Below are 12,016 nucleotides of genomic sequence, written 5' to 3'. Positions count from 1 at the left end.
AGGAGAGGGGGAAGGGGCCAGGGGATAGGGGTGAGGATGGAAAAGAGCAGGATTTCATTTCAGTATTACTGAGGCTGAGCAGATACATTTTTTCTTACTCAGCTGGCGATCGTCATGCCGGCGCCCGCCCTCGGCGTTTTCTTTGCCGGGGGTGAAATTAGCCGGCGTCCAGAAAATCTTCAATAAATACTGGACCCCGGCTTCGAACCTCGCTTCCTCGGCTTCCCCCGCTTCCCTTGCTTCCCTTGCTTCCCTTAATTAACGAGGGCGGGCGCGAGGGCAGGCGCGGGCATGACACCCCTTATTTTGATGATTCAAAGGGATATCTGAACAGCGGAAAAACGGTTTTTTCATTCAACCGTTACTTACGGTTGGGTCGTCATTCCCGCGTGTTCTTGGCGGGAATCCAGGGATCGGGTGGCGAGGATGCACACCAGATTCATCACGCTTCCCCCGCTTCCCTTGCTTCCCTTAATTAACGAGGGCGGGCGCGAGGGTAGGCGCGGGAATTTAATCATTTACCAAATTCACGAGATAAAAAACTTGACAATGTTGTTGCCGGCATACCCTCGCAGAGTGAGCGCGGCCTGAGGAAGCGGAGTCCGGCCCGGCCTCCCTCCCGGATTCCCCAGCCTGCCCCCCGGCCGGGCAGGCCGCCCCGCATGTGCGTGCGGTCCGCGGCGGGACTTGTAAAAACAAAACGTGCCTTTTCAGAAACCTGTTGGTATCTCAATCCCAAATGCATCGCGAAGCAAGATCCCTTTTTCCGAGGCTTAGAGAGTCGATTCGGAATACGGGAATGTGGCTTGCACTCCGCCGGACTTGTCTGCCGGCCCTGCTGTCGGATGCCGGGAGCCGGAAACCCACTTCGGGCTGATCGGGTAAAATTCCCGATGGCGGGATCTTCCGGCCCCCCGGATGCAGGGAGGATGGGTGTTTTTTTATCGTTGCTCCCGGTCCCGGGCGGCGGACAACTATGTTTCCCCCGGTTGTCGTCGGAACGCAAGCCCGTTCTTGCTTGGAAGAGAGGTTGGGGCGCGATGGAAAATGGCGAAATCGCAATCGGGATCGAGAACAAACCGGATTATTTGTCCGTTGCGGCGAGCGGGAAACGCTCCAAAGAAACCGTAAAAAAACTGGTTGACGAGGCGTTCCGCGCCGCTGTGGAGAGGAAATATGCGAGGATCCTCGTCGATGTGCGGGAGTTGCACGGCCCCTTTGGTTTTTTGGAAATCTATTACTTGGTGCGGGAGGTACTTCAGGATCTGAGTGACAAAGGGGTAAACCAAGTAGCCGTGGTTGATGTCCGTCGGACCATCGGGGGGAATTGGTTCCTGGAAACCGTGGCGCAGAATTTCGGAATGAACATCCGCGTGTTTGACAATGAAGAATCCGCAATAAATTGGTTCGGCATTCAGGCATAAAAAAACCCGATACCCGGCTGGCGCTTGCGGAATCTGGCCGACCCCATCCGCGAAGCCGGCGCACCCGCACGGCCGATCGGCCGGATTCCGCAGCCTTCACATTCGCCGCGGAGGGGCGAGGTATACTGCGAATTGACCGTCGCGCTCGGCCGGATGGACGCGCGCCAAGAATTGCCCGCGGAAACGGCGGACCGGGCAACAAGCCGTTCCCCCTTTCCATAAATTCCTCGGAGGAGATATGTGCCTGTTCCTCATTGAAATCCTGTTTTTCATCGCGGGATTGTGGTTGATCGTTTCCGGAAAGGTGCCGGAGGGCTTGTTTGTCGTGCTCTTCGGCAAAGGAAAATATGAGCTTCCCGCGGTTTCATCCCGGCTCTTCGGCCTGTTGTTGGCGGTGCCCTTTCCCGCGGCGTTTCTGGTGAGCTTCGCCGTTTCGTTCTTGTTCGATTCCGACTCGATGTGGCTTGCCGCCGGATTTGAAATCCTTTGCACCGTCACGGTGGCCGTCGCGGCCGTACTCATCGCGCGGAAAAGCAGACGCGAGCCGGAAGGCGGGGGGCAATCCGCCATCGAGCCCGGAAAGTAGGCCGCGGAAAACGGCGGCGCACATCCGCCGGCGCCGCCGGTCTCGGGCATCCCCGCTTCGCGGTCGGCCAAACTCGTCCCCCTTTTTTGTAGAATGTCTTCCTGGAGGGAAGATTCCATGATCCAACGGATCATCAACGACCGCACCCCCGGCGCAATCGCCTACGCTCTTCTCATCGCCATCACCTCCCTGTGGGTGTATTGGAGTATTGGGGAGATGTACCATGAAGGCTGGTGGGGCCCGTTCTACATCCGATTGATTTACCTGATCCCCGGGGCGGCGTTTCTGCTGTTGACCCTGACCGGCATCCGCTGGCCGCGGATCGGCGGCGGACTGATCGTCGTCTTCGGCGGGTTGTTCACCCTGTTTTTCCTGGACGTCGGTTTCGAAAACGGGAAGTTAACCGTCGGCCGCGACTTGGTTGGTTTCATGGTCAGCGGGCCGCTGGTTTTCCTCGGGATCCTGCTGTTGGTGGAAGGCCGCAACCGCAAGCGGCGGGCCGAGCATGGATGGGTTCCGTCCGCCATGTGGTGGCGGCGGAATCTATGGTACATCCTGGCGCTCGCGCCGCAGGTCCTGATCCTGGCGGGTCTCTCGGCCTATTCCCTGCCGATTGTGCTGACCCGCGTCGACGACGGGGACCGGGGCGCAAGGCGGATCGAAGGGAACGGCGTTACCCTGATCTGGGCGCCGGAGGGTCCCGGCTGGAACTGGCGGCAGGATTACGGCGGATTCCCTTCCTGGAACATGATCGCCCTTTACGGCCTTGCCCCGCTCGGCATGGGCGACAAGCCGGGATACGACCCGCACCGCGGCGAATTCGCCTCGGCCGCCGAGATGGAGCGGTACAACCTTTGCCTATACCTCAGCCAGGACGGCCTGACCCTGGAAACCGAACCGCAAAACCTCTGGCGGATGCCGACGGTGGACGACTACGCGCGCTCGTTCGCCCGGCACGGCCGGAACGCCGGCTGTATCTGGTTGGGCGAAGGGTACGACCGGATGGAGTGCAAGATCTTACCGGATAAGGAGACGCCGCTTTGGAATCCGAATCTGGATCCTGTGTATTACTGGGCCGCGGAGGAATTCGACGAGCGTGAGGCATATTTTGTGTCCTACAACGGCTGGGTGAATACGGCTTCGAAAACGGGCGGGAATCCCCGCCACAGCTATCGCTGCGTGCGCGATCCGTAGCCGGCGGCAAAGGCAAACCGTCCGTAAAAAAGGATGGAATCGCAGAAACCGCCGATCCCGCTGAGCATAGCGACTTTGCCGGCTTTTTCTAATCCCTCGCTTAGCTTTTGATGACTTTTTTCGGCATTACAATACTCACAAATTATGAAAAACAGGGCGCGGCGCCGGCCCTGGCGGAGCGGATTGCCGGCGTTCGCCGGACGGGTCGTCGACAAGCCGGGCGGCGAGGCGTTTGCAGTGATCGCGGATCCACTGCCGCGCCGGGATGAATCCCGCCGCAAAGCCTTTCATGCCCGCATGGACGGCCCGGCGGGATAGAGATAAAAAATATTGGGAAAGGGCCGAAAGGAGAAACCGATATGAAAGTCGCGGACAAGATCATCGCCGTAACCGGCGGCGGAAACGGAATGGGGCGGGAGCTGGTGCTGCAACTCCTGGCCCGCGGCGCGAAGGTCGCCGCGATCGACATCAAAAAGGACGCCCTGGACGAAACCGAGGAGCTGGCCGGAAGCAGGCGCGGCGGCTTCGCCGAGTTCGTCGTCGATATCACCGACCGGGCGGCGGTGGCGAAGCTGCCCGATCGGGTCGTCGAACGCTTCGGCGCGGTCGACGGCGTGATCAACAACGCCGGGATCATCCAGCCGTTCGTAAAGCTGAACGAACTGCAATTCGACGCGATCGAACGGGTGATGAACATCAATTTCTACGGCACGGTCAACATGGTCAAGGCCTTCCTCCCGCACCTGCTCGCGCGGCCGGAGGCACACGTCGTCAACGTCTCCAGCATGGGCGGCTTCCTGCCGGTGCCGGGCCAGACGGTCTACGGGGCTTCCAAGGCGGCGGTGAAGCTCCTCACCGAGGGCCTGTTCACCGAACTGCTTTCGACCAACGTGCGGGTGACGATCGTGTTCCCGGGCGCGCTGGGGACGAACATCGCCGCCAATTCCGGCGTGAGCATCGCCGGCGCCTCGGACAAGCAGAGTTCCTTTAAAACGCTGCCGCCCGAGCGGGCGGCGGAAATCATCCTCGACGGGATGGAACGGAACAAGTACCGGATCCTGGTCGGGCAGGACGCGGCCTTCATGGATTTCCTGTGCCGGTTGAGCCCGGAGCGGGCCGCGCGGATGATCTACAACCAGATGAAGTCGCTGTTGGGGGGCTGACCGGGCGGATCGGATCGTCCGTCGGTTTTCCCGTGGTTGGCGCGGGTTCCCGGAATTGACGGGGACCCGCTTTCTTTTTCTCCGCAGGGGGCTGGAAAGGGCTTGCAGTGACGATACGGTGTCCGGGGATTGATAAAAATGGAAAAAAACGTGACTGCTCAGCCATTGGTCGTGATGCCGGCGCCCGCCCTCGGCCTGCTCTTTGCCGGGGGAAGCGGGGGAAAGCTCGGAGAGGGAAAAGCGGGCGGGGGGGAGGAAAAACAGGCTCCTTGTTGATCGCGGCGTTATCCATCGAAAGATGGAGACAAAAACCATCCGGCGGACGGATGCCCGCCCGGCTTCGGCGGGGCATACTGGGGCGATCCCAACCCTTCCCGGAGGAACTATGAACGCCGCAGAGGTCGATAAAAAAACCGTCTGGCGCAATCTGGCAATCGTCACCGTTCTCCTCGTCTTGCTGATCGGCCCGAACTTCGGCCCCGTTCCCGGCCTGCTGGGCGGGCGGCTGTCGATCGAAGCTTCGGTCGTCGCCCTGCTGGCCTCGTTCTGGATCGGTTTTTGCGTGATCCTCGCCGTCATTCTGCGGATGAGCGGCGGCATGTCCTTGCGCGATCTGCTGCGCTCGCTGGGCCTCGGCGCCCCCACCCGCACGGCCGCGGCGGTCGTCGGATTGCTGTTGGGCCTGCTGTGGGGCGTTCTGTTCCTGACCAGCATCTTCCAATTCGACCCCGACGCCGACATCGCCCGGATCGACGGATTCCGGATCCTGACCGCGGTGATCGCCGCGACGGGCGCGCTGCTCGAGGATTTCGTCACGCGCGGCTTCCTGATGAACCAATTGCAGAAGATCCGCATCCCGGGTTGGGTCCAGGTGTTGGGCTCGGGGCTGGTGTTCGCCCTCTACCACACGATCTGGGGATTCAACATCTTCTCCTTTCTCTTCAGTCTGGTGTACGGCGTGATGCTCGGCGGCCTGTTCCTGTGGGGGAAGCGCAGCCTGACCCCCGTCATCCTGGGGCACAGCCTGGCGGTGTTGATCTCCGAACCGTTTGCCTCGATGTTGATTTTTCTGGCGGCGAAGATGTAAGCCCCGGCAAGAATCGCCGCTCCGCGGCCTCCGCACGCCGTGAGGATCCGGAGGCCGCGGGGATATAATTTCCGCATGCCGGAGAAAAGGGCGGTTCCCCAAAGGGACGTCTGGGAGCAGTGGGACTGGGTTTGGCACGTCTCGGCCTATGCGTTTTTCGGTCTGACCGTCGCCGTATTCCTCGGCAACGCCCCCGCCGGCGGCCTTTTGCCCGGCTTTCTGATTCTCGCCGCACTGCTCGCGGTCTGGTACATCCCCTTCGTCGCCAATCCCGTTACGCGCTGGTGGAACAACCCCGCATTGTGCGGGCTGCATTTTCTTCTCGGTTGGGCGTTGTGGGGCGGGCTGATCGCGCTCGATGCCGTCGCCCTGCTGTTGGCGGGGATGTTTTATCCGATGATTTTCACGCGGCTGCGCCTCCTCTGGGCGGTAGCGGCGGCCTTGGTTCAGACGTTCCTCATCTGCGCGCTCTTCGTGATCCGCCATGCGCCGGAAGATTGGTTCCCCGCGTCGATCGTCGGTTTGGGGATTCTGGCAGGCGCGGTCCTCCTCGGGGCTTTCATCGCCGCGCTGGCCTCTCAGAGTTCGAAGCGCCAACGCCTGTTGGAGGAATTCACCCGGACCCGCGCCGAGCTGCTGAAGGCCGAGCGCGAAATGGGCGTGTTGGCGGAGCGCCAGCGCCTGGCGCGCGAGATTCACGACACGCTCGCCCAGCAATTCGCTTCCATCATCATGCACCTCTCGGCCGCGCGCCTGGGCGATCCGGTGGCGGCTCCGGCAAGCCTGCGGCAGGCCGAACAAGCCGCCCGCGAAGGCCTCGAGGAAGCCCGGCGCATCGTCTGGGATCCGTACCCCGGGGAAACCTTGAGCGCTTCGTTGGTCGAGGACTTGGAAGTCGCGGCGGCGCGCTTCTCGGTGGAAAGCGCCGTCGCCGCCGAGCTGGCCGTCACCGGAAATCCACGCCCGCTGGATTCGTCCGTGGAATTCGCCCTGCTGCGCATTTGCCGCGAGGCGCTGCAGAACGTCAACAAACACGCCCGGGCGCGGAAAGTCACGGTCACCCTCTCCTATATGCCCGGCGCCGTCGCGCTGGACGTGGCGGACGACGGCCGGGGCTTCGATCCCGGGCGGAGCGGGCGTGGATTCGGGCTGAAATCCATGCGCGAACGCGCGGAGGAACTGGGCGGCGCCTTCACCGTCGAAAGCCGACCGGGCTCGGGGGCGAAGATCGCCGTGTCCGTGCCCGCCGGGGATTCGCAATGACCATCCGGATCCTGATCGCCGACGATCACCCCGTGGTCCGCAGCGGATTGCGCGCGCTGCTGGCCTCTCAGCCGGATTTCGAGGTGGTGGCCGACGCCGAAAACGGCGAAGCAGCCGCCGCGCTTTCCGCCGCGCTTGCTCCCGACGTCATCCTGATGGACCTGCAAATGCCGGTCCTCGACGGTCCGGCCGCCATCCGGCGGGTCCGCGCCCGGCAGACGGGCGTGAAGGTTCTGGTGCTCACCACCTACGACACGGATTCCGACATCGTCCCCGCCCTCGAAGCCGGGGCCACGGGCTATCTGCTCAAGGACGCGCCGCCCGAGACGTTGTTCCAGGCCGTGCGCGGCGCGGCGCGCGGCGAAGCCACGCTCGCCCCCGGGGTGGCCGAAAGAGTCGCTCGCCGCCTGCGCGACGCCCCGGGAGAATCGCTCAGCCGCCGCGAGTTGGAAGTTCTGGAACTCGCCGCATGCGGCGGCTCCAACCGGGAGATCGCCGTCCGTTTGCACGTCACCGAAGCCACGGTGAAATCCCACTTTGTCCACATCTTCGCCAAGCTGGGGGTGGATGACCGGACTGCGGCGGTCACGCAGGCGGTGAAGCGGAAAATCATCCGCCTAAAGGAATAAACGCGGTGGGCATGGCGCCCGCCGGCTTGTGTTACGATGTCTGAGGAGAAAGGAAGGCCTGCGATGCGAAGGATGATCCTTGCCGCCGCGTTGCTGCTCGGCTTGGCCTGCAACGCCGCCCGATTGACGGCCCCCGCGGCCTCAACCGACACAAAGGAGAATCCGGCGGAGACGGCTTGCGGAGAGCCCTCCGGGACGCCGGTCGCGGCCGTGCCGGAATCCGCCGAGGTTGTCCCCGTGCCCTCGACTGCGATTCAGATCGAGGGAGTGCCCTACAGCGCCTACCAATTCCCCGGTGATCCGTTCCGGATCGTCTGCCAGGAGCCCTGCCCGCTGGATCTCCAAGCCATCTACGCCGAATACGCCGGGTTCCGAGTGGGCCACGCCGCCCTGGTCGAATTGCTCGGGATCGATACCTTGCCGGAGTTGCAGCCGGTGGACATGCACCTGCTGTTGGATGACAGCGTCTGCGATGAACTGCCGGTGGGGCACGCCTCCGTTTATTACACCGAACACCGGGCCTACACTTGCAGCCAGGGGCCCGGGTTTTACCCTACGGACGAGGAATGGACCCGGATGGCCTCCCGCCCCGACAAACAATATTTCCCCCTGCACGAGTACATGCACACCGTTTTTTTCGGAAGGATCTCGGGCCGGGCGGGCGATTTCTTCGACTACCGGGCCGAATGGTTCCACGATTACGTGGTGCCGATTCCTTCCTATGCCATCGGCATCCTGAACCTTGCGGAATTTACGACCCGCCGCGATCCAAATCCCCCCGGGGATTACGGCGGCTGGCTGATCAACGAGTTGTGCCGGAGGAATGGCTTCCGGCCGGAGCACCTGGCGCTCAGTTTGGTCGAGCTGGATGCGCTGTACCGCTCGGGCGGAGGCCTGGTTTCCCAGGAAGGGTACGACCATCCCGCGCCGACCGTCTCCCAATACCGCGACATCCTCAACCGCCTGCTGGGAGGCGATACGACCGGCGCCTTCGCCGCCGCCTGCTGGCCCCCGGAACTGTTCGGCAACAGCTACGCCCCATTACCCGAATGCGCCCGGCCCACCGAGGAAATCCTCGGCACGGCGACGTCCGTCTCCTGAGATGGCGTTGAGCGCGCACCGGCCGAAAAAGATCCGCCGAAAAGGCAAATGATCGTCATGCCCGCGCGCACTCAGCGGGCATCCGGTCCATCCCCTTCCCGGATTTCCGTTAAGCACACACTCCCTTTGCGCAAGCAGGCGCGGGAATGGCGCGAAGCTCAGGCCGTTTATTCCCCGCGCAAAAAATAATCCGCTTCGATACTGCTTCTCAGCCTCCCGCCATCATCCAATTCTCACCCCCCAACCCCTTCACCCCTTCCCCCTCTCCTGGCTTATGCCAGGAGAGGGGGAAGGGGACTGGGGATAGAGGTGAGGTTGGAAAAGAGGAGGACATTCTTTACCTATAAAACAGGATGAGCAGCAACTCCGCTTCTTGGATGATCCCTTCGGACAACCTAACCCGCAGTTGCCGGCCGGTGATCACACGATCGTCACGGTCAGGGTGAAATCCACCCAGGTTCCGCCCTGCACGACCTCGACGATGTAATCCTGGGATTGGGGCAGTGCTCCGGTCCAGGAAGTCTGCGAAGAGGAAGAGGAGACCAGCGATTGCCCGCCGCTGAACCCGTAGATGTTCAGGTAGGACGCGCCGGTCGACGAGGACACCGAGGCGGTCATGGTCTGGCCGGCGCGCGCCCACAGCACGTAAGAGATCGTCTGAGCCGCGCTCCCCTTTCCCCAAACGGATTTCGAATACGCGCCGCGCGCAAACTGGATCCGGGCCGGGATCTTCACCGAAAGCGAGTAGGTGTCCGATCCGCCGGCGTTGTTCTGCAGCCGGACGATGTAATCGCCGGTCCGCGGCAGATACCCCTGCCAAGACGACAACGCGCTGGAAAGGCTGCACAGGCGGATCCCGGTCCAGTAGTTGTAAATTTCCAGATAGGTCTGGCTGCCGGGCGCATCCGCGCGGACGATCATCGCCTGGTTCCAGCCCGCCCACAATATGTAGGATTGCGATCCTCCGGAGGCGAGGGTTCCGCCGTAGGCGCCCGAGGTCGTCCCGGCCGCGAATCGGATCCGGATCAGCGAATCCGCGCGGGGCGCGGCGAGGGAAACGGCTTCGCCGCCGGCCTTCGGAAGCGCGGAATCCGCCGGCGTACTCGCGGACGGCGCAAAGGCGGCGCCGGAGAGCAGGGCGAAGATTGCCAGAATCAACAACGGCGCGTTTTTCGGCGGATTTGGGAGGAAGGCGGCTTTTCGGGGAGGGGAACACCGAGCTGGCGGATGGAGGATACCGTTCGTTGTTTCCATGGCGGCTCCTTTCCGGCGATGCGGTTTTCTTTCGGTATTATACTGCCGACCGCGATGAACGGAATGGAACGGTCTGACGGCGGAGAAAACGGATCCGGCAACCGTCTGTCTATGCGTTGCCGGGGAACACATCCTCACAATGGAATACCGGATTGTCCAATGAAAAAACATCGTCCGGTATCTCCTCAGCCCCCCGTCCCTGCCCTTTCCTCGCACCTAATCCTCGCAATCCCCTCCACCTCACCTGAAATAAATCAGGATAGGGGGAAAGCCTGGCCTCGAGCGGAGCGAGGGGAGGGCCGGGGGATAGGGGTGCGGATGGAAAAGAGCAGGATCTCTTTTCTATTTTTCTGAGGCTGAGTAGAAAAGTCGTCAGAGGAAAATATCCCGGCAAGAACGCCGGCCTTCAATCCTCCGGATGATGCTTTCCGGCTTCGGGCCGGCTGAAGCCGTATTGTAAATATCCAAAACCGTCGATCTTTGGTGATGGGCTGGTAGAATTCCACCCGGAACGCTAATCCCAAGCGCCTGCAAGGGGAACCGCGTGGGAAGATAAGGATAGTGAAGGATGGCAGGGAAAAGCGCAGGGAGGAGGGGAACAGGGAGTAGAAGAGAAAACTGGTTTCCCGGCGGTTTTTCACATTCGCCGGCGGCCATGGTTCGGACTGTCTGACCGGCGCAAGGCCGCGGGACCCAAGGCGGCGTAAAAAACCGGTATAAAAAAGGAGGATTTATGGCACTCGAGGTCAGGAAGGTCGGCTGTTATGCCATCACCGTTCCGGGGAATATTGCTGAAGCCTCAAAAATGCTTGCCGCGATCGCGGAATCCGGAGTGGATTTCCTCGCCTATCAGGCCGTTCCCGCGGATTCCCGGCACACCCGGTTCACGCTCATCCCGGTCGACGACTCCGTCATGTCGGTCGGAGCCGAGAAGGCGGGATTAAAATTCGAAGGTCCCGATTCCGCGGTGATAATTACGGGCGATGAACGGCCCGGTGCCCTGGCGGAAATTTATGGCAGATTGAACCGGGCCGGCATCCACGTGGAAGAATCCAGCGGGATGGCGCATATCCGCGGAGGATACGGGGTGATCCTCTACTTGCAGAAGGACGACTGCGGCAAAGCGATGGCGGCGTTGAGGCAATGATCGATTGCGGCTCGGGCGTGCTGACAATGAAAAAGGACCCGACGGCGGCGCACTCCGCGCAGACGGCGTGTTCGCCGAAGAAAACGGGAGGGCCGGGTGATGGAAGTCGTCATTAGGAATGTCGACCCTTCGGAGTATTCCGAAGTCGAATGCATGACGAGGGAAGCATTTTGGAATTTATACGTTCCCGGATGCGATGAGCACTATCTGGTCCATACGGTGCGAAACCACAAAGACTACCTGCCGGATCTGGAGTTCGTCGCGGTGAAGGACGGGACCATCGTCGGCAGCATCCTGTACACCAAGTCCTTCCTGCTCGATGAAGATGACCGGAAAGTGGAAACGCTTTCGTTCGGCCCTTTGTGCGTCCGGCCGGGGTTTCAGCGCAAGGGCATCGGGGCCAAGCTGATCGAGCATACCCGGCGGCTGGCGGCGGACAGGGGATGCCCCGGGATTTTCATCTACGGGGATCCGCACAATTATTGCAAAAACGGCTTTAAAAACGGAAAGGACTTTCAAGTTTCCGATCCGGACGGGAGGTATCCGTACGGCCTGTTGGCGTTGATCCTCGATCCAGACGTCTTCCGCCGGGGGCATGCGTACCGGTTGCATCAAAGCGATGCGTTCCATCTCGACAGCGCCAAAGCGGAGGAATTCGACCGGCGGTTCCCGGAAAAAAAGAAAGAATACCAATACACTCAGGAATTGTTCTCCATCAGCCGCCGGGCGTACCTGATATAAGCCCCATGCACGGCGGTGCGTCATGCGGGGGAATGTCCGCGCCTGCTTTTTTCGGGGAACTGCCGGAGGACCCAACGCCGTCCCCTTCGTATCCGGAGTTGGAAAGTGCCGCGGAGGACAATCGGGCCGGACTTTCTTCCCCCCGGACCCGGATCGGACTTCTTCGGCGCACAGGGACGTTCGCAAGGACGTTGTAAGATTACATTGGGCGGGATAGAACCGCCCTGGAAAACCGCTGGTTGAATTCGTCGGCGGGAGATGGGTTGGAATCATCGCCGGCCTGTGCCGGATTTCAAAGTGGAGAGCTCGCCATCGGCCTGGGGCTGTCTATAGAGTAAATCAATGGTATTTGTGGAAAAATCCCAGCCGGAGATAGTCCGTCATTCCCGCGCCGGCCCTCGGCGCGTTCTTCGCCGGGGGTGGGTTT

12 protein-coding genes are annotated in these 12,016 nt (G+C 61.6%); 11 read left to right on the top strand and 1 reads right to left on the bottom strand.

The genetic code is table 11. The features are described 5' to 3' along the window. Positions 1–1,040 precede the first annotated feature (1,040 nt). The 9 genes from JW929_14165 (at position 1,041) to JW929_14125 (ending at position 8,447) form a co-directional block, all read left to right on the top strand. Positions 1,041–1,424: an STAS/SEC14 domain-containing protein gene (locus JW929_14165; protein MBN1440548.1), complete on the top strand. Its 384-nt coding sequence runs from the start codon at positions 1,041–1,043 to the stop codon at positions 1,422–1,424. A 238-nt stretch (positions 1,425–1,662) separates the two neighbouring features. Continuing rightward, positions 1,663–2,010: a hypothetical protein gene (locus JW929_14160; GenBank protein MBN1440547.1), complete on the top strand. Its 348-nt coding sequence runs from the start codon at positions 1,663–1,665 to the stop codon at positions 2,008–2,010. Positions 2,011–2,127: 117 nt separating this feature from the next. Next, positions 2,128–3,204: a hypothetical protein gene (locus tag JW929_14155; protein ID MBN1440546.1), complete on the top strand. Its 1,077-nt coding sequence runs from the start codon at positions 2,128–2,130 to the stop codon at positions 3,202–3,204. 144 nt (positions 3,205–3,348) lie between these two features. Beyond that, positions 3,349–3,522: a hypothetical protein gene (locus tag JW929_14150; GenBank protein ID MBN1440545.1), complete on the top strand. Its 174-nt coding sequence runs from the start codon at positions 3,349–3,351 to the stop codon at positions 3,520–3,522. A 41-nt stretch (positions 3,523–3,563) separates the two neighbouring features. Then, entirely contained in the window at positions 3,564–4,367 is an 804-nt protein-coding gene (locus JW929_14145; protein ID MBN1440544.1) for an SDR family NAD(P)-dependent oxidoreductase, read from the top strand. Positions 4,368–4,752: 385 nt separating this feature from the next. Beyond that, positions 4,753–5,454: a CPBP family intramembrane metalloprotease gene (locus JW929_14140; protein ID MBN1440543.1), complete on the top strand. Its 702-nt coding sequence runs from the start codon at positions 4,753–4,755 to the stop codon at positions 5,452–5,454. 75 nt (positions 5,455–5,529) lie between these two features. Next, on the top strand, positions 5,530–6,717 hold the full coding sequence (locus JW929_14135; protein MBN1440542.1) for a sensor histidine kinase: 1,188 nt from the start codon (positions 5,530–5,532) through the stop codon (positions 6,715–6,717). Next, the gene (locus tag JW929_14130) at positions 6,714–7,346 is read left to right on the top strand and encodes a response regulator transcription factor (protein MBN1440541.1); all 633 of its coding nucleotides are present in this window, start codon (positions 6,714–6,716) and stop codon (positions 7,344–7,346) included. The genes JW929_14135 and JW929_14130 overlap by 4 nt, the downstream gene beginning before the upstream one ends. A gap of 63 nt (positions 7,347–7,409) precedes the next feature. Then, entirely contained in the window at positions 7,410–8,447 is a 1,038-nt protein-coding gene (locus tag JW929_14125) for a hypothetical protein (protein ID MBN1440540.1), read from the top strand. A 420-nt stretch (positions 8,448–8,867) separates the two neighbouring features. Here the strand turns inward: JW929_14125 and JW929_14120 are convergent, their stop codons facing one another. Beyond that, on the bottom strand, positions 8,868–9,701 hold the full coding sequence (locus JW929_14120; protein MBN1440539.1) for a hypothetical protein: 834 nt from the start codon (positions 9,699–9,701) through the stop codon (positions 8,868–8,870). Positions 9,702–10,434: 733 nt separating this feature from the next. Here JW929_14120 and JW929_14115 point away from each other — a divergent pair. Beyond that, positions 10,435–10,848: a hypothetical protein gene (locus JW929_14115; GenBank protein ID MBN1440538.1), complete on the top strand. Its 414-nt coding sequence runs from the start codon at positions 10,435–10,437 to the stop codon at positions 10,846–10,848. Positions 10,849–10,947: 99 nt separating this feature from the next. Next, positions 10,948–11,589, top strand: coding sequence for an N-acetyltransferase (locus tag JW929_14110; protein MBN1440537.1), 642 nt, complete (start codon positions 10,948–10,950; stop codon positions 11,587–11,589). The last annotated feature ends 427 nt before the right edge of the window (positions 11,590–12,016 follow it).

The sequence above is a fragment of the Anaerolineales bacterium genome (genome assembly GCA_016928575.1).
Lineage (GTDB): Bacteria > Chloroflexota > Anaerolineae > Anaerolineales > RBG-16-64-43 > JAFGKK01.
Note: the sequence above shows the minus strand (reverse complement) of the source record. Positions and strands in the feature narration are given on the sequence as shown.

Coding starts and splice junctions, on each gene's coding strand:
- JW929_14165 (MBN1440548.1), top strand. CDS start 1,041: ATGGAAAATGGCGAAATCGCAATCGGGATCGAGAACAAACCGGATTAT.
- JW929_14155 (MBN1440546.1), top strand. CDS start 2,128: ATGATCCAACGGATCATCAACGACCGCACCCCCGGCGCAATCGCCTAC.
- JW929_14150 (MBN1440545.1), top strand. CDS start 3,349: ATGAAAAACAGGGCGCGGCGCCGGCCCTGGCGGAGCGGATTGCCGGCG.
- JW929_14140 (MBN1440543.1), top strand. CDS start 4,753: ATGAACGCCGCAGAGGTCGATAAAAAAACCGTCTGGCGCAATCTGGCA.
- JW929_14145 (MBN1440544.1), top strand. CDS start 3,564: ATGAAAGTCGCGGACAAGATCATCGCCGTAACCGGCGGCGGAAACGGA.
- JW929_14120 (MBN1440539.1), bottom strand. CDS start 9,701: ATGGAAACAACGAACGGTATCCTCCATCCGCCAGCTCGGTGTTCCCCT.
- JW929_14160 (MBN1440547.1), top strand. CDS start 1,663: ATGTGCCTGTTCCTCATTGAAATCCTGTTTTTCATCGCGGGATTGTGG.
- JW929_14110 (MBN1440537.1), top strand. CDS start 10,948: ATGGAAGTCGTCATTAGGAATGTCGACCCTTCGGAGTATTCCGAAGTC.
- JW929_14115 (MBN1440538.1), top strand. CDS start 10,435: ATGGCACTCGAGGTCAGGAAGGTCGGCTGTTATGCCATCACCGTTCCG.
- JW929_14135 (MBN1440542.1), top strand. CDS start 5,530: ATGCCGGAGAAAAGGGCGGTTCCCCAAAGGGACGTCTGGGAGCAGTGG.
- JW929_14130 (MBN1440541.1), top strand. CDS start 6,714: ATGACCATCCGGATCCTGATCGCCGACGATCACCCCGTGGTCCGCAGC.
- JW929_14125 (MBN1440540.1), top strand. CDS start 7,410: ATGCGAAGGATGATCCTTGCCGCCGCGTTGCTGCTCGGCTTGGCCTGC.